This window comes from Streptomyces hokutonensis (genome assembly GCF_000376565.1).
GTDB classification, from domain to species: Bacteria; Actinomycetota; Actinomycetes; order Streptomycetales; family Streptomycetaceae; genus Streptomyces; species Streptomyces hokutonensis.
This window is the reverse complement of the sequence record NZ_BARG01000083.1, coordinates 67,669-85,288: the sequence shown is the minus strand read 5'-3', so window position 1 is coordinate 85,288 and position 17,620 is coordinate 67,669. Positions and strand designations below refer to the sequence as shown.

Annotated in this window: 25 protein-coding genes; 7 read left to right on the top strand and 18 right to left on the bottom strand. The window is 71.5% G+C overall.

All coding sequences use genetic code 11. The features are described 5' to 3' along the window. Positions 1–250: 250 nt before the first annotated feature. The 4 genes from SSP08S_RS43190 to SSP08S_RS43175 are packed head-to-tail and all read right to left on the bottom strand — an operon-like array spanning position 251 to position 2,284. Positions 251–697, bottom strand: coding sequence for an NUDIX domain-containing protein (locus SSP08S_RS43190; RefSeq protein ID WP_019073875.1), 447 nt, complete (start codon positions 695–697; stop codon positions 251–253). After that, the gene (locus SSP08S_RS43185; protein WP_019073874.1) at positions 694–1,116 is read right to left on the bottom strand and encodes an arsenate reductase ArsC; all 423 of its coding nucleotides are present in this window, start codon (positions 1,114–1,116) and stop codon (positions 694–696) included. The genes SSP08S_RS43190 and SSP08S_RS43185 overlap by 4 nt, the downstream gene beginning before the upstream one ends. 26 nt (positions 1,117–1,142) lie before the next feature. Next, positions 1,143–1,892, bottom strand: coding sequence for an aquaporin (locus tag SSP08S_RS43180; RefSeq protein WP_019073873.1), 750 nt, complete (start codon positions 1,890–1,892; stop codon positions 1,143–1,145). Then, a complete protein-coding gene (locus tag SSP08S_RS43175; RefSeq protein WP_019073872.1) occupies positions 1,889–2,284 on the bottom strand; it encodes an ArsR/SmtB family transcription factor in 396 nt (131 codons plus the stop codon). The genes SSP08S_RS43180 and SSP08S_RS43175 overlap by 4 nt, the downstream gene beginning before the upstream one ends. A 104-nt stretch (positions 2,285–2,388) precedes the next feature. Between SSP08S_RS43175 and arsM the strand changes: the two genes are divergently transcribed. After that, positions 2,389–3,171, top strand: a complete 783-nt coding sequence (gene arsM / locus SSP08S_RS43170) for an arsenite methyltransferase (protein WP_019073871.1) — start codon at positions 2,389–2,391, stop codon at positions 3,169–3,171. Positions 3,172–3,228: 57 nt separating this feature from the next. On the opposite strand, the gene SSP08S_RS57000 is transcribed toward arsM, so the two are convergent. The 7 genes from SSP08S_RS57000 to SSP08S_RS43135 all read right to left on the bottom strand — a co-directional run bounded on the left by SSP08S_RS57000 (position 3,229) and on the right by SSP08S_RS43135 (position 8,831). Beyond that, a complete protein-coding gene (locus SSP08S_RS57000) occupies positions 3,229–4,500 on the bottom strand; it encodes an MFS transporter (RefSeq protein ID WP_019073870.1) in 1,272 nt (423 codons plus the stop codon). 121 nt (positions 4,501–4,621) lie between these two features. Next, positions 4,622–4,792: a 50S ribosomal protein L32 gene (gene rpmF, locus SSP08S_RS43160; protein ID WP_019073869.1), complete on the bottom strand. Its 171-nt coding sequence runs from the start codon at positions 4,790–4,792 to the stop codon at positions 4,622–4,624. A gap of 54 nt (positions 4,793–4,846) precedes the next feature. Then, positions 4,847–5,272, bottom strand: coding sequence for a Fur family transcriptional regulator (locus SSP08S_RS43155; protein ID WP_019073868.1), 426 nt, complete (start codon positions 5,270–5,272; stop codon positions 4,847–4,849). Continuing rightward, positions 5,272–6,111, bottom strand: a complete 840-nt coding sequence (locus SSP08S_RS43150) for a metal ABC transporter permease (protein ID WP_019073867.1) — start codon at positions 6,109–6,111, stop codon at positions 5,272–5,274. The genes SSP08S_RS43155 and SSP08S_RS43150 overlap by 1 nt, the downstream gene beginning before the upstream one ends. After that, the gene (locus SSP08S_RS56995) at positions 6,108–7,001 is read right to left on the bottom strand and encodes a metal ABC transporter permease (protein ID WP_019073866.1); all 894 of its coding nucleotides are present in this window, start codon (positions 6,999–7,001) and stop codon (positions 6,108–6,110) included. Before SSP08S_RS56995 ends, SSP08S_RS43150 begins: the two co-directional genes overlap by 4 nt. Beyond that, on the bottom strand, positions 6,988–7,821 hold the full coding sequence (locus SSP08S_RS56990) for a metal ABC transporter ATP-binding protein (protein ID WP_019073865.1): 834 nt from the start codon (positions 7,819–7,821) through the stop codon (positions 6,988–6,990). Before SSP08S_RS56990 ends, SSP08S_RS56995 begins: the two co-directional genes overlap by 14 nt. 71 nt (positions 7,822–7,892) lie before the next feature. After that, on the bottom strand, positions 7,893–8,831 hold the full coding sequence (locus SSP08S_RS43135) for a metal ABC transporter solute-binding protein, Zn/Mn family (protein ID WP_019073864.1): 939 nt from the start codon (positions 8,829–8,831) through the stop codon (positions 7,893–7,895). 275 nt (positions 8,832–9,106) lie between these two features. Here SSP08S_RS43135 and SSP08S_RS43130 point away from each other — a divergent pair, with 275 nt between their 5' ends. Continuing rightward, positions 9,107–9,298 carry a hypothetical protein gene (locus SSP08S_RS43130; protein WP_019073863.1) on the top strand — a complete coding sequence of 64 codons (192 nt, stop codon included), beginning with the start codon at positions 9,107–9,109 and terminating at the stop codon, positions 9,296–9,298. A 33-nt stretch (positions 9,299–9,331) separates the two neighbouring features. Here the strand turns inward: SSP08S_RS43130 and SSP08S_RS43125 are convergent, their stop codons facing one another. Both SSP08S_RS43125 and SSP08S_RS43120 read right to left on the bottom strand, forming a co-directional pair. Next, entirely contained in the window at positions 9,332–9,715 is a 384-nt protein-coding gene (locus SSP08S_RS43125; protein ID WP_019073862.1) for a limonene-1,2-epoxide hydrolase family protein, read from the bottom strand. 46 nt (positions 9,716–9,761) lie between these two features. Beyond that, the gene (locus SSP08S_RS43120) at positions 9,762–10,670 is read right to left on the bottom strand and encodes an alcohol dehydrogenase catalytic domain-containing protein (RefSeq protein ID WP_019073861.1); all 909 of its coding nucleotides are present in this window, start codon (positions 10,668–10,670) and stop codon (positions 9,762–9,764) included. 87 nt (positions 10,671–10,757) lie between these two features. Here SSP08S_RS43120 and SSP08S_RS43115 point away from each other — a divergent pair, with 87 nt between their 5' ends. Further along, positions 10,758–11,291, top strand: coding sequence for a MarR family winged helix-turn-helix transcriptional regulator (locus SSP08S_RS43115; RefSeq protein ID WP_019073860.1), 534 nt, complete (start codon positions 10,758–10,760; stop codon positions 11,289–11,291). Positions 11,292–11,363: 72 nt separating this feature from the next. Here SSP08S_RS43115 and SSP08S_RS43110 read toward each other — a convergent pair whose 3' ends face one another. Next, complete coding sequence (locus SSP08S_RS43110; protein ID WP_026179331.1) at positions 11,364–12,038, bottom strand: DUF5994 family protein; 675 nt, start codon at positions 12,036–12,038, stop codon at positions 11,364–11,366. 205 nt (positions 12,039–12,243) lie between these two features. Here SSP08S_RS43110 and SSP08S_RS43105 point away from each other — a divergent pair, with 205 nt between their 5' ends. Together SSP08S_RS43105 and SSP08S_RS43100 are read left to right on the top strand one after the other, a co-directional pair. Next, the gene (locus SSP08S_RS43105) at positions 12,244–13,248 is read left to right on the top strand and encodes an acyl-CoA desaturase (protein WP_019073857.1); all 1,005 of its coding nucleotides are present in this window, start codon (positions 12,244–12,246) and stop codon (positions 13,246–13,248) included. A 41-nt stretch (positions 13,249–13,289) separates the two neighbouring features. Next, positions 13,290–13,688 (top strand): DUF5994 family protein, encoded by a 399-nt coding sequence (locus SSP08S_RS43100; RefSeq protein ID WP_019073856.1) that lies wholly within the window; start codon positions 13,290–13,292, stop codon positions 13,686–13,688. Between the two features lie 347 nt (positions 13,689–14,035). Here the strand turns inward: SSP08S_RS43100 and SSP08S_RS43095 are convergent, their stop codons facing one another. From SSP08S_RS43095 to SSP08S_RS56985, 3 genes are all read right to left on the bottom strand, one after another. After that, positions 14,036–14,803 carry a GAF and ANTAR domain-containing protein gene (locus SSP08S_RS43095; protein ID WP_026179330.1) on the bottom strand — a complete coding sequence of 256 codons (768 nt, stop codon included), beginning with the start codon at positions 14,801–14,803 and terminating at the stop codon, positions 14,036–14,038. Next, positions 14,800–15,543 (bottom strand): ANTAR domain-containing protein, encoded by a 744-nt coding sequence (locus SSP08S_RS43090; RefSeq protein ID WP_019073854.1) that lies wholly within the window; start codon positions 15,541–15,543, stop codon positions 14,800–14,802. Before SSP08S_RS43090 ends, SSP08S_RS43095 begins: the two co-directional genes overlap by 4 nt. A 64-nt stretch (positions 15,544–15,607) precedes the next feature. Further along, a complete protein-coding gene (locus tag SSP08S_RS56985; RefSeq protein ID WP_019073853.1) occupies positions 15,608–15,973 on the bottom strand; it encodes an STAS domain-containing protein in 366 nt (121 codons plus the stop codon). Positions 15,974–16,358: 385 nt separating this feature from the next. Here SSP08S_RS56985 and SSP08S_RS43080 point away from each other — a divergent pair, with 385 nt between their 5' ends. Next, the gene (locus tag SSP08S_RS43080; protein WP_019073852.1) at positions 16,359–16,637 is read left to right on the top strand and encodes a hypothetical protein; all 279 of its coding nucleotides are present in this window, start codon (positions 16,359–16,361) and stop codon (positions 16,635–16,637) included. A gap of 123 nt (positions 16,638–16,760) precedes the next feature. On the opposite strand, the gene SSP08S_RS43075 is transcribed toward SSP08S_RS43080, so the two are convergent. Beyond that, entirely contained in the window at positions 16,761–17,186 is a 426-nt protein-coding gene (locus tag SSP08S_RS43075) for an STAS domain-containing protein (RefSeq protein ID WP_019073851.1), read from the bottom strand. Between the two features lie 41 nt (positions 17,187–17,227). Between SSP08S_RS43075 and SSP08S_RS56980 the strand changes: the two genes are divergently transcribed. Continuing rightward, positions 17,228–17,602, top strand: coding sequence for a hypothetical protein (locus tag SSP08S_RS56980; RefSeq protein WP_174479448.1), 375 nt, complete (start codon positions 17,228–17,230; stop codon positions 17,600–17,602). Positions 17,603–17,620 lie beyond the last annotated feature (18 nt).

Below are 17,620 nucleotides of genomic sequence, written 5' to 3'. Positions count from 1 at the left end.
CCTTCACCTTGCACCACATTCACCGGTTTCGCCCCCTGGTCATCCCAACTGGGCGTCGAACTGTATATGTTGCGGGAATATCCGGATGTGACTGAATCACGCCACCAGTCGGGTCCGAGGCGCCCGGACCCACGGGAACGAGACACCTCCCGACGCCACGAACCCGGTGTCCGTACGGGACCCCGAAGACCGGATTCAGCCACGCGGGAGACGGCCTGGTTCACACCTGAGAGGTAACGCGGGGCTCCGCCTACTCCCACCCGTACGGCGACACCTGCGGTTCGACGCCGTCCAGGTACTGCCGTAGGGCCTGCCCGTTTCCCCGTACGAACTCCTCGGGTACGGCGTCGACCTGGACCCATCGGACCTGGGCGTGCTTGCGGGGTTCGCGGTTCTCGGGGTCGCCGGACCACTTGTCGGCGGCGAAGACGACGGTGAGGAAGCCGTGGGGTGCGTCCACTCCGTGGGCGGCGTGGATGAGGTGGACGACCTTCAGGGACTCCGGTGCCACGACGAGCCCGGTCTCCTCGTACAGCTCGCGCACGGCGGTGTCGGTGACGGGCTCGCCGGGTTCGTTCTTGCCGACGGGGAGGTCCCACATGCCGCGGCCGAACTTGGCCCGCTCACCCCGCTGGATGAGGACGACCCTGCCCTCGGCCCGGTCGTGGACGATGACGGCGGCGACGAGAAGGGTCATACGGCGATTCCGAGTTCGGCCAGCAGACCGCGCACCCGGCGCTCGATCTCCTCGCGGATGGGCCGTACGGCCTCCACGCCCTGGCCCGCCGGATCGTCGAGCTGCCAGTCCAGGTACCGCTTGCCGGGGAAGACGGGGCAGGCGTCCCCGCAGCCCATCGTGATCACGACGTCCGAGGACCGTACGGCCTCGACGGTGAGCACCTTCGGCGTCTCGGCGGAGACGTCGATACCCACCTCCGCCATGGCCGCCACCACCGCCGGGTTGACGGCGTCGGCGGGCGCCGAGCCCGCCGACCGGACCTCGACCCGGTCACCGGCGAGGTGGGTGAGGAAGGCCGCGCCCATCTGCGAACGGCCGGCGTTGTGGACGCAGACGAACAGGACTGACGGCGGCGGGGCGGCGGAACTCGTGGTCATGGCGGTGTCCTTGCGGGCAGGGGCGGTCAGGAGGGGGCGAGTTCGGAGCTGGGTTCAGGTTCGGGTTCGCTGTGCGGGACTACCGCGTCCGCCGTAGGGACAGGACGCTCCCATACGACGGCCACGGCGGCCAACCCGACTACGGCTCCCAGCAGTTGGGCCCCGACGAACGGTGCGACCGAACCCGGCGCGATCCCGGCGAAGGTGTCGGTGAAGGCGCGGCCGACGGTGACGGCGGGGTTCGCGAAGGAGGTCGAGGAGGTGAACCAGTAGGCGGCCCCGATGTAGGAGGCCACGGCCGCCGGGGCCAGGGCGGCGCGGCCGACCCGTTCCAGTCCGAGGACGAGGAGGATCAGTCCGCCCGTGGCGACGACCTCCCCCAGCCACAGATGACCGGCGTACCGGTCGTGACCGGAGAACCGCACCAACGGCTCGGCGAACATGGCGTCCGCCAGCACCGCTCCCGCGATCGCCCCGCCGACCTGCGCCGTGACGTACACGGCGACCTCCCGCGGCCCCGGCCCGGTGCCGTCACGACGGCCGGCGAACCAAGTGGCCAGCGTGACAACGGGGTTGAAGTGCGCGCCGGAGACCGGCCCGAGCAGCGTGATGAGTACGCCCAGGCCGAAGACGGTGGCGAGGGAGTTGGCGAGCAGTTGTACGCCCACGTCGTGCGACAGTTCCGTCGCCTGGATGCCGGAGCCCACGACGACCGTCACCAGCAGTCCGGTCCCGATCGCCTCGGCGGCGGCACGGCGGGCGAGGGACGCGGTCATGCCTGCGTGGCTTCCGCGGTCCGGGTCGTCGTCAGGAACGCGGCGAGCCGGTCCAGGACGCCGGGCAGCGCCCAGTAGTACACCCACGTCCCACGGCGTTCGCAGTCGATCAGGCCGGCCTGGCGCAGGAGCTTGAGGTGGTGGGAGATCGTCGGCTGCGACAGGTCGAAGGCCGGTGTCATCTCGCACACGCAGACCTCGCCGCCCTCCCGCGAGGCGATCATCGACAGGAGCCGCAGGCGTACGGGATCGCCAAGTGCCTTGAAGACCCTGGCCAGTTCCGCGGCGCGCTCGTCGTCCAGCGGCGCGGTGGCCAGACCCGGGCAGCACGCGGCGTCCCGGCCGATCACCTCACCGGTCACTTCGAGGACCCCGAGCTCTTGTTTCGACATACCTCTATGTTGACGTCTTTCGATACAAGGCGCAAGCTTGCATCAACGAACGTCAATACAAGCTGGCCCACCCCACCCGACCCACCTCGCCCGGGAGCGACTCGATGAGCGACGCACACTCCACCGACCTGCGCGAAACCGTCCGCAAGCGCTACGCCGCCTCGGCCCTCAAGGTCGCCGAGGGCGGCACGGCCTGCTGCGGCCCCGCACCCGTCGAGATCGACGACAACTTCGGCTCCGCCCTCTACCCCACCGCCGACCGGGACGCCCTCCCCGCCGAAGCGGTCGCCGCCTCCCTCGGCTGCGGCAACCCCACCGCCGTAGCCGAACTCCGCGAGGGCGAACGCGTGTTGGACCTCGGTTCCGGCGGCGGCATCGACGTCCTGCTCTCCGCCCGCCGCGTCGGCCCGACCGGCAAGGCGTACGGGCTGGACATGACGGAGGAGATGCTCGCCCTCGCCATCGGCAACGCGGAGCGGACGGGCGCCACGAACGTGGAGTTCCTCAAGGGCACCATCGAGGCCGTCCCTCTGCCCGCGAACACGATCGACGTGGTCATCTCCAACTGCGTGATCAACCTGTCCGTCGACAAGCCCGCCGTCTTCGCCGAGACCTTCCGCGTCCTGCGCCCCGGCGGCCGTATCGGCGTCTCGGACGTCGTCGCCGACGACACCCTCACCCCCGCCCAGCGCGCGGAACGCGGCGACTACGTCGGCTGCATCGCGGGCGCGCTGTCCTTCACCGAGTACCGCACCGGCCTCGAAGCGGCCGGCTTCACCGACGTGGACATCACCCCGACCCACCCCGTCGCGGACGGCATGCACTCGGCGATCGTCCGCGCGACGAAGCCTGCGGCGAGCGGGTCGGGGGACGACCGCCGAAGCTGAGCCACAACGGGGTCGAGGCCGACGCGAACACCGTCGGCTTCCTCAAGCTCGCGCAGGTCAGGGAGCTCCCCCACGCTGTCGGGCAGCGCTCCGTCCGGCCCCGCCCGTCGCCAGTGCGGCCCGCGGCAGGCGCGGCGCGAGGGCCAGCATGCCCGGAACCGTCAGCAGGGCGAGCGCCGCCAGAGTCGCCCATGGAGCCGCGCTCGACAGGTCGAACAGCACCGAGAACAGCAGCGGCGCCACGACCGTGGCGATCGCGAACGAGTACTGGAACACGGCGATGTAGCGCCCGCGGACGTCGGCGGGCGCGGCATCGGCGGAGAGCGCGTTCGACACGGGCGAGTGCACGAGCTGAGCGGCCGAGTAGCAGAGCACGGCCACGGTGAGACAGGGGACCCACAAGGCCCGGGGCAGCCAGAGCGGGCCGGCGGTCAGGGCCGCCCATGACGCCCAGAGGACTCCGGCCAGGCACAGGGACACGGGCCGGGGCAGCGGCCGTATCAGACGGACGACCGAGGTCTGAAGCGCGGCCTGTACCACCGTGTTCATCGCCAGCAGCGGACCAACGACCCATGTCGCGGAGGGTAGTTGGCGGTCGACGAACGGCGGGAAGGCGATGCTGAGCATGACGTTGCAGAGCGCGAACACCGTGTTCAGTCCGACGAGCGCCAGATAGGGACGATCGGCCCACAGCACCCGGTAACCACGGCCGCCCGCCTCCTCGTTCGCCGGTTTCTCCTTCAGAGTCACGCTCCGCGGAACTCCCCGTTCGAGCAGCACGGCGGCCACCAGCAACAGACAGGCGCAGGCGCCGATCGCCCCTCGGTACACCGGGCCCGACTTCACCGACAGGGCGACTCCCGCGACCACGGCTCCCAGCCCGTACCCCATCGCACGCAACGAGCCGATGACGCCGAACCACCGCTCGCGGGAGTGCCCGCCGGGATCACGGTCGGACAGATCGCTGACGAGGGTGAACGCCGAGGACCAGAAGGCCCGTTGGCCCAGCGACGCGACGGTCGCGGCCAGGAGGATCCCAGCGCCGTCGCGCACCACGAGGTACCCGAGAAAGCCCGCCGCCTGGAGCAGCTGCGCCACCAGCACGACCGGCTTGGGCCCGTGCCGGTCGACGAGCCGCCCGACCCACAACGGCAACGGAAGCGACACCAGCCCGGCCAGGCTCAGCAGGAACCCCACCTCGACCAGCGACGCGCCCGAACGAGCCGACAGATAGAGCATGGACAACGGCACGAAGAGCCCGTTGACCACCGAGTCGATCATCAGGACGAGGAAGACCGCGGTCCCGGCAGCGTCCCGTCGAAGCCCCACCGACAGAGAATCCTCTCCTCGCCGCCGGAGCCGGCCTCACGCGTCCCGGTGTAGTCAGGTATCCACAACCAGGGACCACAACCACCCGCGGGCCGAATCTTTGGCAAGCCCTTACGGACCGTCAGCCCTCGGGGCGCAGCAGGCCGCGCTCGTACGCCTTGGCCAGTCGTTGGGGTACCAGGTACGGGACGCCGTCGATGGTGATCGGGACGAGTGCCGGGGTGGTCGCCTTCCACTGGGCGCGTCGGTGGCGGGTGTTGCTGCGGGACATCTTCCGTTTGGGAACGGCCATGGGAATCCTCCTGCTCGATGGGTCACGGGAGACATTACATGAAAATGAATGTCATTAATAAGTGGGGTGGGAGCGGCATCGCGGACAGAGCCCGGTGAGTTCGACGGTGTGCTCGACCTCCGCGAAACCGGAGGCTTCGGCCACCCGCTCCGCCCAGCTCTCGACCGCCTCGGAGTCGACCGGGGTGCTCAACCCGCAGACGCGGCACAGCAGATAGTGCTGGTGCTCGGGGAACGGGCGGTGGCGGAAGAGCCGTTCGCCGCCCCGGTCGCGTACGACGTCGGCGCGGCCCGCGCCCACCAGCGCGGCCAGGGTGCGGTAGACGGTGTTGAGGCCCACGCGCGCACCCTGGGACTCCAGGATGCCGTGCAGGGCGCGGGCGCCGACGAAGCCGCCGTGGTCGATCAACGCCCTGACGACGCAGGCGCGTTGGGCGGTGCGGCGGCCGATGAGGTCCAGGTCGTCGGTCGGGCCGACCATCACGCCGCCACGAGGCCGGCGCGGGCGCGGGGCCGCCGTACGACGGCGACGGCTGCCGCGTAGACGGCCGTGGCGACGGCCATGATGCAGAAGCTGGGCGGCAGTTGGGGGACGTAGTAGCTCAGGGCGAGGCCCGCCCACATCTCCGCGACCGCCAGTCCCGCGGACAGGGCGAGGGCGTGGTACGGCCGGTCGGTGAGCCGTTGGGCCGCGCCCGCGGGGGCGGCGAGCAGGCCCAGGAGCAGCAGCGAGCCGACCGCCTGGGTGGCCTCGGCCGCGCAGGCGCCGACCAGGACGAGGAAGGCGAGGCCGAGCAGTCGTACCGGTACCCGGCGGGCCGTGGCCACCGCCTCGTCGACGGAGGCGAAGAGCAGCGGGCGGGCGACCGCGAGGACGGCGAGGCAGATGGCGGCCGCGACGACGGCCGCCAACTGCGCCTGCCCGGTGGAGAGTCCGAAGATCGAGCCGAAGAGGACGTTGACGCCGGCGGTGCCGTTCCCGGTGTTGCGGGACGTGGTGTAGAGGGTGAGGAAGAAGACGCCCAGGCCCAGGATCCAGGAGAAGAGGCTGCCGATGACGATGTCGTCGGCGCGGCTGCGGCGGCCCAGCGCGCCCAGCACCACCGCGACCAGCACGGTCGCCGCGAACAGCCCCGACCGCAGGTCGTAGCCGAGCGCGAGGGCCGCGAGCGCCCCGGTGAACGCGACATGGCTGAGCGCGTCGCCGGTGAACACCTGGGCACGCAGCACCAGGAAGTACCCCACGAGCCCGGCCGCCAGGGCGATCGCCGTGCCGGCCAACAGGGCGTGCGTGAAGTACGGGTGTGTGAAGGCGCTCATGCCACAGCACCCGCTCCCACCGTCCGGTACCTGCCGAGGGTGCGGCCCGTGCGGGCCAGGACGTAGACCGCGAAGGCGAAGGTCGTCACGTAGAAACCGATCGGGTACGGCGAGTAGTAGGCGGCGATCAGCCCGGTCCAGGTCACCGCGATCGCGATCACCACCGAGAGCGCCAGGCTCGACGCGGGCCGCGCCGTGAGCTGTTGGGCGGCTGCCGCGGGCATCACCAGCAGGGCGAACACCAGCAGCGTGCCGGTGATCTGGCTCGCCTCCGCGGTCGCCGCCCCGAGCAGGACGAGGAAGGCCACGGACAGGGCGCGTACCGGCACCCCGCGTCCGGCGGCGACGTCCTCGTCGACGGACGCGAACAGCAGTGGCCGCCCGATGACCGCCAGCACGCCGAGCGCGAGGGCCGCCACGACCGTCAGCACGGCCACCTGGACGGTGGTGATGCCCAGAAAGCTGCCGAACAACAGGGAGTTGACCCCGCCGAGGAACCCTTTGTAGAGGGCGACGAAGAGGAATCCGCAGGCCAGCAGGAATGCCTGGACGGTGCCGGTCAGCGCCGACTCCTGCCCTCCGCCGCCCGCTCCGGCACGCGGGATCGCGGCGATCACCAGGGCGCCGCCGACACAGAACGCGAAGTAGCCGAAGCCCGCGCCGATGCCCAGCAGGGTCGCGCAGGCCGCGCCCGGAAAGCTGACCACGGCCAGGGTGTGTCCGGCGAAGCTCTGCCGGCGCAGCACCATGAACCAGCCCATCACGGCGGCCAGTACGGCCACGACCGTACCGGCCCGGAAGGCGTTCACCATGAAAGGGAACGCCCAGATCTGCTGGAGGTCGGTCACCGGATTCCACGACCAACCGCCGCCCGTGTCAGCCCAGTTCACGGCGGCCTCCCTCAGCGTGCCGGTCGGTGTGGCGGGCGGGCGCCTCGGGCTGGCCGACGACCACCAGCCGCCCGTCACTGGTGCGCAGCACCTCCACCGGCACGCCGTACAGCCGCGACAGCGTCCCCGTGGTGATCACGTCCTCCGGCCGTCCGGCGACCGCACCGCCCTCGGCGATGTACACGACCCGGTCCAGCCACGGCAGGATCGGGTTGACGTCGTGCGCGACCATGACGACGCCGACGCCCGCCTCCCGGCAGATCCGCCCGATCAGCGCGGCGACCGCGCCCTGGTGGGACAGGTCGAGACTGTCCAACGGCTCGTCCAGGAGCAGCAGTTCGGGATCGCGGACGAGTGCCTGGGCGATCAGCAGCCGCTGCTGCTCGCCGCCGGAGCACTCACCGATCGGCCGGTGCGCGTACGCGCTCGCCCCGACCAGCTCGACGACCTCGGCGACACGGTCCCGGGCCGCCCGCCGCCGGGCACCGAACCGGCCGGGCAACGGCAGCGGTACGCCCCAGCGGTCGCCGTCGAGGCCCAGCCGCACGATGTCGGTGCCACGGATGCGCAGGCTCGCGTCGAAGCTGCGCCGCTGCGGCAGATAGCCGACCCGGTGACCCGCCCTGCCGGGCGCCTCGCCCAGCACCCTGACCTCACCGGCGGCCGGAGGCAGGATGCCGAGCAGCATCTTGACCAGGGTCGACTTCCCGACCCCGTTGGGACCGAGGACGGCCACGAACTCCCCGGCGCCGACGTCCAGTTCGACACCGGACCACAGGGTCCGGCCGCCGACGCGCACGGCGGCGCCGCGCAACGACACGACGGGAGAAGGCGGTTCGGCGGCGGCCCGTTGCGCGGGGACGTGCCGAGAGGCGGCCGGATTCACCGTACTCACCGACCCGTCGCCTGCCCCAGGGCCTTCTCGATGCCCTCCAACTGCCGTACCTGCCACGCCTGGAAGGACGCCCCGGCCGGGGTGAGGGTCTCGGTCACGGTCGCGACCGGGATGCCCTTCGCCTCGGCGGCCTTGACCTGGGCCTGTACGTCCGGGGTGGCGTTCTGGCTGTTGTAGACGTACACCTTGATCAGCTTCTGGCTGATCTGCCGGTCGATCGTCTGCTTGTCCTTGGCCGTCGGGTCGGTGCCCTCACTGATGGCGTCCAGGAAGGACTCGGGCGTCAGCATCTTCAGGCCGAGCCCCTCGGCGAGCGGGGTCACGATGGACTCCGAGGCGCCGATGGGGGTGTTGGCGTACTTGGCCTTGATGTCGGCGATCAGCTTGTTGTACGGCGCGAGGGTCTTGGTCTCGAAGGTCGCCTTCCGCGCGTCGAAGTAGGCGGCGTCGGCCGGGTCCATCTTCTTGTAGTCGGCCGTGATCTTCTCGATCACCTGGTGGACGTTGTCCGGCGAGTACCAGCGGTGCGGGTTGCCGCCCGGCTTGATGCCGACCAGGTCACCGACCTTCAGATCGGTACGGCCGCTCTCGGGGTTCGCGGAGAGCAGCTTGTCCGCCCAGGCGTCGTAGCCGATGCCGTTGACGATCGTGTACTGCGCACCGGCCACGAGCCGGCCGTCCGCCGCGGTCGGCTCGTAGTCGTGCGGGTCGGCGTTCGGATTGTCGATGATGCTCTTGACCTGCACGTGGGTGCCGCCGAGCTGGGTGGCGATGCTGCCCCAGAAGTTCTCCGCCGCTACGACCTTGATGGTCTTGCCTGTCGTCGTCGAACCGGCGTCGGCGGTGTCGGAGGAGGCGGTGGAGCAGCCGCTGGTGACGGCCAGTACGACGCCGGTGGCCAGGGTGGCGGCGATCAGGCGGGGGGTGGTGCGCACGACTCGGTCTCCTTGAGGGGCTGGGGGCTCACAGGGGACTGGGTCCTGTGGAGCGGGGGCACCTCGACCGTAGATGGAAATGATTGTCACTACTAGAGAAGGAGTTATCTCTAATGAAAATCATTATGGAAACTTGACTCGGGCGATGGCCGCTGTGGGGCTTCGGAGCGTGAGGGAGGGGCCGTGGGCGAGGGCAAGCGGCCCTGGTGACCGCACCCGCTGCGGCTCACTACACTCCGGCGATGAACAACATACGGTGCACCCAATGCGGTGCGGTGGGGCTGGAGCCGGGCTTCGTCGAGGACTCCGGACAAGGCGCCCGCGGGTTCGCGCGGTGGATCGCGGGCCCCCTTCAGCGAGGCCCGTTCGGCAATGCCAAGAGGATGGGCCGGCCGCGTTGGCAGATCGACGCCTATCGCTGCCCCACCTGCGCGCACCTGGAACTGTTCGCCGCCCAGCCGGACTGACGAGGTGGGCCGGAGCGCCGAGGAGGTCCGGCCTCAGCCCATCCGGCTGGTGAACTGGTTCATGTCGAAATAGTCGCGCCAGGCGCCGATCCTGCCGTCCGTGACCTCGAAGACCCCCATGACCGGCAGTTCGAACGATCTGTCAGGGAGCTTGAAGACGTCCACCCGCTCGGTCATCACGACCGGCCCGTCGGCCGCGATGTTGAGGACGCGGAACTCGATGTGCTCGATGCCCGGCGGGCCGGGGCGGATGAACGAGCTGATGGTGTCGGCGATGGCCGTCCGGCCGGTGATCGGCGCCAGCGGGATGTTGTGGTAGACCGCGTCATCGGTGAAGAACGCCGCCAGTTCGGCGGCCCCGGCGTTGTCCGACCACGCCGCGCAGAACCTGCGCACCACCTCGATCGGGCTCTCCATCGGGCTCTCCCTGTGGTTGATCTCGACAGTGCGCTGCGACAGGCCGTCAGACGGTGAGGACGATCTTTTCGTGTGCCGTGCCCGCTTCGAGCAGGGCGTGCGCCCGCGCGGCGTCCCGCATCGGCAGCAACCGCCGGGCGCGCAGGCGGAGTTGCCCGGAAGCGAGGAGTGGCATGGTCTGCTCGACCGCGTCGGGGGCACGGTCCGGGGTGGGGGCGGAGAGGGCGACACCGAAGTCGGCCGCGTGCTCGTCGGCGAGGGTGATCACGCGCTCGGGGCCGCCCGCGAGTTCGACGGCGTCACGGAGGCCGCCCTTGCCGCCGGCGTCGAGGACGGCGTCCACCTTGCCGACGTGCGCGCGCATCTGCGCGAGGAGCGCCGATCCGTAGCGGACCGGGATCGCGCCGAGATCCTTGGCGAACTGCTCGTCACTCGGGCCGGTGGCGCTGAAGACGGTAAGGCCCTGGGCCAGGGCCAGTTGGGTGGCGATCACACCGACCGAGCCACCTCCCCCGAGTACGAGCAGGGTCTCGCCGGAGGTGACGCCGAGCTGACGCAGAACGCCGACGGCGGCCTCGGCCGAGGCGGACAGCGCCGCGGCGTCGGCCCAGCCGACGGTGGCCGGTTTGACGGTCCAGGCCGAGGCGAGGGCGTATTCGCCGTACCCGCCGAGCGCGGGCAGCAGGGCGGCGACCTCGTCACCCGGCGACACGCCGGTCACGCCCGGGCCGAGGGCGTCGACGGTACCGGCGGCCTCGAAGCCGAGCACGGCGGGGTCGGGCAGCGGGAAGACCGCGTGGAGGTCGCCGCGCCGGATCTTCAGGTCGGTCGGGCCGACTCCCGCCGCGTGGACGCGCATCCTGATCCGGCCGGGCCCGGGTACGGGCAGGGCGACTTCCGACCACACGAGCGTCTCGGGCGATCCGTATCCGGTGAGCACGGCTGCGTACGGCATCGGTACCTCCTGCTCCTGGCGGTCCGCGCGGGATGATGGGGGAGCGGCACGCCTCGACGGTGGTGCTGGACAGAAAGCATAGGTGACATGTCACGCAATGCCAACGGCAGCGCGCCGGCGCCCGAGGGCGGGTGGCTCGACGGCGAACAGCAGCGCGCCTGGCTGGCGTACATCCGGCTTCAGCTGCGGCTGACGTACGAGATGAATCGCCAGCTGCAGTCCGACAGCGATCTGTCCCTGCCGGACTACGACGTCCTGACGGCCCTCAGCGTCGCCGGCGGGGACCCGATGCCGATCACGGTGCTGGCCGCGCAGATCGGCTGGGAGCGCAGCCGGGTCTCGCACCACGTGCGGCGGATGACCCAGCGGGAACTGGTGAGGTGCAGCCCGTCCGCGAACGACCGGCGCGTGACCGAGGTGAGCCTGACCCGACACGGCCGCACGGTCCTGGAGGCCGCGGCTCTGGGACACGTGGAACTCGTGCGCCGCCTGTTCTTCGACGGCTTGCCGCGCGAGCTCGTCGGGCCGCTCAGCCAGGCGCTGGAGAGCGTCTACGCGAACACGATCGCGCGGGGGACGCTGCCACCGCCGGTGGACTGGCATCCGCCAGGGGGTGAGTGACGGGCAACCGCGCTGCCCGTCCCCAGAGGTCCTGGCGTGGGCAGCGCGGTTGTCACACAGACCTGCCGACCGTCAGGCGGCCGGGCGAACCGGGGGCTGTTCCGGGACGACCGCGGACACGCCGCCCTCGTACTCCCACACCTTCTGCGGATCCGGCGGTGCCTCGGTCGCGGCGACGCCGTGCGGGCCCCCGTCCGCGGCGATGAGCGCGCTCGCGGTCAGCGGCGGGCGGTCGGGGTCGGACGCGGCAGCCATCAGCCGGGCCGCCGCCCCGGTCCCGGTCTCCGGCGGGATGATCAGCAGGTCCCATCGTCCGATGCCGTAGGAGAGCAGCAGCACCTTGTGCGGGTCGATCTCGTCGGCGAACCAGCCGACCTTGACGATGTGACCGTCCACGGGAACCTTGCGGGGGACGGTCGGCCAGTACATCGGGTTGACGGCGATGCGGGTGATACGGCCCCACAACGGGTCCAACACGGCGGTCAGCGCGGGCAGTTCGCTCAGCAGGTCCCGGGAGCGGGGCCACCAGGCACCGTCCAGGAGGCCACGGGCGGCGCCGTCGCTCCTCAGTGCGAGACGGGCCGCCGGTACTGCGACGGGCTCGGGACGCGGCAGGGTGGGGTATGAGGTCGCCGACATGATGCGGACCCGTCTCCGGGCCACCTCTGCGGCGGCACGGGTTTCGTCCATCGCCGAGGACGACCCGGCGTGGCGGCCGGTGTGCGAAGTGCCCTCGGTACTGTTCACGGTACTCCGCGCCCTGTGACAGCGCGGATCGGTGACCGCATGCTCCGGACCGGCCCGTTCCGGAGCATGCGGGAGTACGGTGGAGAGACCGAGGGCTCTTGACGTGCCGGTGTCCGGTCCGGCGTCCTGTCCTCGCGTTTCCCTTTCCCAGGGGCAGCCCGTGACCCCGGCCGCGCCATCCGCAGCGAGGCCGAGGAGTCCCGGCATGTCCATCCTCTCCACCCCGTCCACGACAGAGATTCCGGCCGGCACCGACCCGCCGCCCCCGTCCTACGACGGCACCTCCCCCTTCCCGGCCGACGAGGGCCCCGCGCCCGCGCGGGACACCGGGCAGCGGATATACGTCGCCATCACGGCGATGATCGTCGTCCTGCCGTTCGTCGGCCTCGGCCTGGCGGGCTGGCTGCTGTGGGGGCGGCTCGTCCACCCCGTCGACATCGTGCTCGCGGCCGTCCTCTACACGGTCACCGGCCTCGGCGTCACGGTCGGCTTCCACCGCGGGCTCACCCACGGCTCGTACCGGGCGATCCGCCCCGTGCGCATCGCGCTCGCGGTGGCCGGGTCGATGAGCTTCCAGGGCGACGTCATCGGCTGGGTCGCCACCCACCGCCGCCACCACGCCTTCACCGACCGGCCGGGCGACCCGCACTCGCCGTACCGCTACGGCACCCATCTGCGCGGCCAGTTGCACGGACTGCTGGACGCCCACGTCGGCTGGCTGTTCCGCAACGAGGGGACACCGGCGGAGCGTTACGCCCCCGACCTCGTCGCCGACCCCGACATCCGGGCCGTCTCCCGCGCCTTCCCGTGGCTGTGCCTGCTCACGCTCGCGCTGCCGTTCGGTCTCGGCTGGGCGATCGGCGGCAGCTGGCTCTACGGCGTAACCGGCCTGCTGTGGGCGGGACTTGTGCGTATCGCGCTGCTCCACCACGTCACCTGGAGCGTCAACTCGCTGTGCCACATGATCGGTGAGCGTCCCTTCCGCACCCGGCGCCACGACCGCGCCACCAACCTGTGGCCGCTGGCCCTGCTCTCCTTCGGCGAGAGCTGGCACAACCTCCACCACGCCGACCCCACCTGCGCCCGGCACGGTGTCGACCGCGGCCAGATCGACCCGTCGGCCGCCGTCATCCGCCTCATGGAGCGCGCCGGCTGGGTCCACGACGTACGCTGGCCGACCCCCGACCGGGTCGCCGCCCGCCGCGCCTGACGTCAAACGCCCATCCACGTACGGCAGTTGGCAGGAGCCTCATGACCACCGTGCTGCAGCCCCCGCTTCCCTCCCATCCTGTCCTCCGCCTGCGCCTGGCGCCCCACGGGAACCTGCCCCGGGCCATCGACGGCGCGTGGTGGCCCCGTTCGTACGACCTGCCGGCCGAACTCCCGGGACTGCTGGCCGGGTTGCCGCGCAAGTGGGGCCGCATCACCAGTGCCACGGTCAACGGAGCGACGTGGTCGGCCATGCCCGGCCGGATCCTCGTCGCCGGCCAGGTCGTACGACTGCGCGGGACCCAGGGGGAATCCGCCCCGCACACCATCGTGCTGCTCTCCCCCGGCCGGGGGCGCTGGGATCTGCTGGTCGTGCCGCCGGACACGACCGAGCAGGCGGCCGAACCGCTCATGGCAGCCGCCACGGGCGGCCACGTCTGATCCGGCCCGGCACGGTCACGCACGGACCGGCCCGTCACCTCCCCGCCACCGCCTGACGGCGGGGATCCCTGGCTGCTCCGCACGACGGGGGCGTGCTGTGGGCCTGTTCCGCCGTCATGAGGCCGCTCGCGGCCGACCGCGGGGCGGTGCCCGCGCTCGCGGCGGCCATCAGCCGGGCGGCCGAGGGGCGGCGGTCTCCGGGGGAATCACCAGGAGGCCCCAGCCGCCCGGCACGACGGACATGACAGACATGCCGGACGGCAACAGGCCCCGTGCGGATCCGGCTCCGCGGTGGACCGACCGACCTTCATCACATGGCCGTTGACGAAGACACCGGGTGCTGCCGGTCAGCCGTGGTGGTCGCCGGGCCGGGCCGTCGCGGGGGCCGGAATGGCCGCGGTGTCGAAGTCGCCGGAGACGATCCGCGCGGCGAGGTCCGAGAGGCGCAGATGACGGGCGCGGGCGTAGGCCCGGAACACGGCGAAGGCGTCGTCGACGGAGGTGTTCCAGCGCTCCGCCAGGAAGCCCTTGACCTGTTCGATCAGGATGCGGCTCGTCAGCGCGTTCTCCAGCTGGCTGTTCTCGACATGGGACTGCTCCAGGGTGCGCTGCTGCAGGATCGCGATGGTGGCCACGTCGGCGAGTGCCTGGGCGAGCGCGATGTCGTCGTCGCCGAGGCGGTGCGGGGTGGTCTGGAAGAGGTTGAGGGCGCCGACGACCCGGTTGCGCAGCCGCAGCGGGATGGCGTGCGTGGTCACGTACCCGGTCTCGCGGGCCTGCCTGGCGAAGCGCGGCCAGGCGGCGGTCGTCTCCGCCCGCGTCAGGTCGATGTTGGTGCGGGCGGCGCCGGTGCGGTAGCACTCGACGCAGGGGCCCTGGTCCTGCTGGAGCGCGAAGAGTTCCAGCAGGCGGGTGTGCTCGTCGGAGGCGGCGATGATCTGCAGTTCGCCGTGCGCGTCCACGAGCAGGATCCCGGCCGCCGACACGTCGAGCAGTTCGACGCAGCGCGCGGAGAGCCGGTGCAGCAGGTCGATGACGTCGAAGTCCTCGACGAGCGAGTCGGCGACCTCCACGAAGATCTCTGCCAGGCGTCGTTCGCGGGCCATGGTCATCATCCCTTTCCGCCGTCGGGCGAGTACGGCCCGCTTACATCGTCGTCGAAGCCGTCGGTGAAACGCAGCCTGCGGGCGACCACATCCGCCGCGATCTCGCGGAGGGGCCGTTCACTGCTGTACGCGTGGGCGCGCAGGCGCAGCAGTGCTTCCTGCACGGACACGTCGAGCTGGGCGCTGACCATGCCCGTGGCCTGGTGCACGACCGCGCCGCGCAGCACCGAAGGAGGTTCCAGGGCCGTGCCGAACCCGGGCCGGTCCGCGTCGCGCCGGTCGCCGTTCAGCAGGGCGTCGGTCAGCACGGCGGTCAGGGCGGTGGCGTCCGTGTACTGCTGCCGGCTCAGCCGCCGCTCGGCGTCGCACAGCACGGTCAGGACGCCGATCCGGATGGCGCCGATGCCCAGCGGGAAGCAGCACACGCCGTTCACGCCCAGTTCGCGCGCGGCCGGCAGCAGCGCGGGCCAGCGCTCGGCGCGCACCCGCGCCAGGTCCGGCTCCAGCACGGGCGAACCGGCGCGGACCGCGTCCGGCCCCGGGCCCTCCCCCAGCGTGAACTGGAGTTCCTCGAACCGGGCGCTCAGGTCCGGATGGAACCACAGCGGCTCGGCCGTCCGATCGGCGCCGACCAGCAGCGACAGTGCGACGCCCGCGGCGCCCAGCGCCCGCGCACACGCCTGGGCCGGATCGCCGGCCTCGCCCAGGCGCAGCGACCGCAGGACCTCGGCCATGCCGTCACTGATCACCCGTCTCCGTCCCGCGCGGGCCGGGGCACTTCGGGGTGAGATGTCACCCGGCCTGCGCCGTACACTACGTGCCCCGGTCCGCCGTCGCACGGTCCGCGGGTACATCCCGCCAGGCGTCCTCGACGGTCGCGTAGCGCGGGAAACGGTCCCGCAGACCGGCGGCCCGGAACACGAGATCCGCGCCCGGCCGGTGCACGACCCGCAGCCGGCCGAGCCGCTCGTGGCAGTCCTCCCACGCCGCGCACAGCGGCCCCAGGACGCTGCCGTCCATGAACGTGACACCGCGCAGATCCACGACCAGAAGCAGCCTCCCGCTGCCGTGCCGGGCGTCCAGCAGGTCACGCGCGAAGGCCGGCGCGGTCGTCAGGTCCAGCTCGCCGCCGGCCGTGACCACACGCAACTCGTCGAACAGGTCGTGATGGGGGCCCATGCGACCCAACTCCTCTGTCACCAGGGGGCTTTCGCCTTGCGCAGGGCCTCTGTTGCGCGGAACGGGACGGCACGGAGAGGGCCGGGGTCACGGGCGGACCGTAGAACGAGCGTACTGGCGCGGAGGGACGGGCCGTCGCTCTCTCTCCAGGTCCGCGTGGGAGTGGTCGAAAGTGTCGTCCCCGGTCGGTTCCTGACGGAATCGGCGGCGAAGACGCAAGAGAGTGTTCAGGATCGAGGTCGGCCCGGGAGCCGGTCGTTTCGCGACCGACCGGGCAAGACGTGCGACGTCGCACCGTATCCGCAGCCTTCGGGCAGGACTACGCTGCGAGGAGAGGCCCCAGTCCCCGGTATCGACGCTGATTCCAGCTCCCGGGAGGCCCGTTGTGTTCGTCCTGCTCCTCATCCCCGTCCTGGTCCTGTTCGGCCTCGGATTCCTCAACCCCCTCTGGTGGATGGCCGCGGCGGTGCTGGTCTACGGCGTCACCCGCCTCGACCGTGACCGTGGCGGAGGCCGGAGCCGTGACGACGGTTCCGATCTCGGGAACTACCGGGACTACCAGGAGCGCCGGGATCGTCGGGAACGCTGGGACCGCCGGTACAACCGTCAGCACCGCGCGCGCCGACGACGCGAGGACCGTCAGGACCGCGAATACCGCGGGTGACCCGCGGAGTGGGCCCAGGAGGGTCGTCCACGCCACCACCGTACGGATCGGGCTGCCCACCCGGCACCGACGACGTCCTGCCCGCCGAGCGGGAGGAGGCCCCGCGGGGGCGGCGGTCGGCCGTCATCGCGTATCTCCCGAAAAGACGGACGCCGGCCGCACGGAGCGGTGCGCCGGGCCCGGAACAGGCGTGGCCCGGGTGTCCGCGCGAGGAGATGGTGGACGCCCGGACGAAGGGCCGAGGAGCAGGAACCCGTCGCCGACGAGGTCGAGAATCCGCAGCAGCACGGTCGGTGGATGGTGCAGTCGCAGGGTCCCGCCGAGCGCTTCGGACTGCTGTGCGGCGCGGAGGAACGTGTTGAGCCCGCTGCAGTCGCAGAAGGTGACGGACGCGAGGTCGACGTCGATGGCGCGCATACCGTCTCGCAGGCATCGCTCCAGGTACACAAGGACCAACGGCGCGGATTCGAGGTCGATCTCACCGGCCAGGGTGAGCAGCGCCCGTGTCCTTCGGTCATGGCGGTGGACGGTGAGCTGTGGCAGGGGCATGGCGCCTCGGTTCGGAAGACCATCCGGCAGCGGGTGCGGTGGTGCCGGAGTCCCGGCACCCTGGGCGCGCTCCCGGCCCGGGCGCACCCCCTGGGGACCGGCTGGAGGCGTTCGGCCGCACGCTGATCGAGCGCGTCGCCACCGACGCGGACCTCGGCGCCGCGCTCGGACGCCAGGTGCTCCACGACCGCCGCCACGCCTCGGACACCGGCCGCGCCTTCCACCACCACGTCTCAACTCTCCTACGTCAGGCAGGAGTTGATGGAGACCACGACATGCTCGCCCACGCCCTGCTCGCGTTCGTGACCTTCGAGACCATGGACTATCTGCACCTCGGATGCGAAGTCCCCGTGCCACGCCTCCAGGCCACCTGGGCGGACCTCGTACGGCGGACGATCCGCGCCGACGGCGGGTGAGCGGACACCGGAGCAACC

Excerpts from the sequence above, each read along its gene's own strand:
- SSP08S_RS43190 (WP_019073875.1), bottom strand. The coding sequence starts at position 697 with ATGACCCTTCTCGTCGCCGCCGTCATCGTCCACGACCGGGCCGAGGGC.
- SSP08S_RS43185 (WP_019073874.1), bottom strand. The coding sequence starts at position 1,116 with ATGACCACGAGTTCCGCCGCCCCGCCGCCGTCAGTCCTGTTCGTCTGC.
- SSP08S_RS43180 (WP_019073873.1), bottom strand. The coding sequence starts at position 1,892 with ATGACCGCGTCCCTCGCCCGCCGTGCCGCCGCCGAGGCGATCGGGACC.
- SSP08S_RS43175 (WP_019073872.1), bottom strand. The coding sequence starts at position 2,284 with ATGTCGAAACAAGAGCTCGGGGTCCTCGAAGTGACCGGTGAGGTGATC.
- arsM (WP_019073871.1), top strand. The coding sequence starts at position 2,389 with ATGAGCGACGCACACTCCACCGACCTGCGCGAAACCGTCCGCAAGCGC.
- rpmF (WP_019073869.1), bottom strand. The coding sequence starts at position 4,792 with ATGGCCGTTCCCAAACGGAAGATGTCCCGCAGCAACACCCGCCACCGA.
- SSP08S_RS43155 (WP_019073868.1), bottom strand. The coding sequence starts at position 5,272 with ATGGTCGGCCCGACCGACGACCTGGACCTCATCGGCCGCCGCACCGCC.
- SSP08S_RS43150 (WP_019073867.1), bottom strand. The coding sequence starts at position 6,111 with ATGAGCGCCTTCACACACCCGTACTTCACGCACGCCCTGTTGGCCGGC.
- SSP08S_RS43125 (WP_019073862.1), bottom strand. The coding sequence starts at position 9,715 with ATGGAGAGCCCGATCGAGGTGGTGCGCAGGTTCTGCGCGGCGTGGTCG.
- SSP08S_RS43120 (WP_019073861.1), bottom strand. The coding sequence starts at position 10,670 with ATGCCGTACGCAGCCGTGCTCACCGGATACGGATCGCCCGAGACGCTC.
- SSP08S_RS43115 (WP_019073860.1), top strand. The coding sequence starts at position 10,758 with ATGTCACGCAATGCCAACGGCAGCGCGCCGGCGCCCGAGGGCGGGTGG.
- SSP08S_RS43105 (WP_019073857.1), top strand. The coding sequence starts at position 12,244 with ATGTCCATCCTCTCCACCCCGTCCACGACAGAGATTCCGGCCGGCACC.
- SSP08S_RS43100 (WP_019073856.1), top strand. The coding sequence starts at position 13,290 with ATGACCACCGTGCTGCAGCCCCCGCTTCCCTCCCATCCTGTCCTCCGC.
- SSP08S_RS43095 (WP_026179330.1), bottom strand. The coding sequence starts at position 14,803 with ATGATGACCATGGCCCGCGAACGACGCCTGGCAGAGATCTTCGTGGAG.
- SSP08S_RS56985 (WP_019073853.1), bottom strand. The coding sequence starts at position 15,973 with ATGGGCCCCCATCACGACCTGTTCGACGAGTTGCGTGTGGTCACGGCC.
- SSP08S_RS43075 (WP_019073851.1), bottom strand. The coding sequence starts at position 17,186 with ATGCCCCTGCCACAGCTCACCGTCCACCGCCATGACCGAAGGACACGG.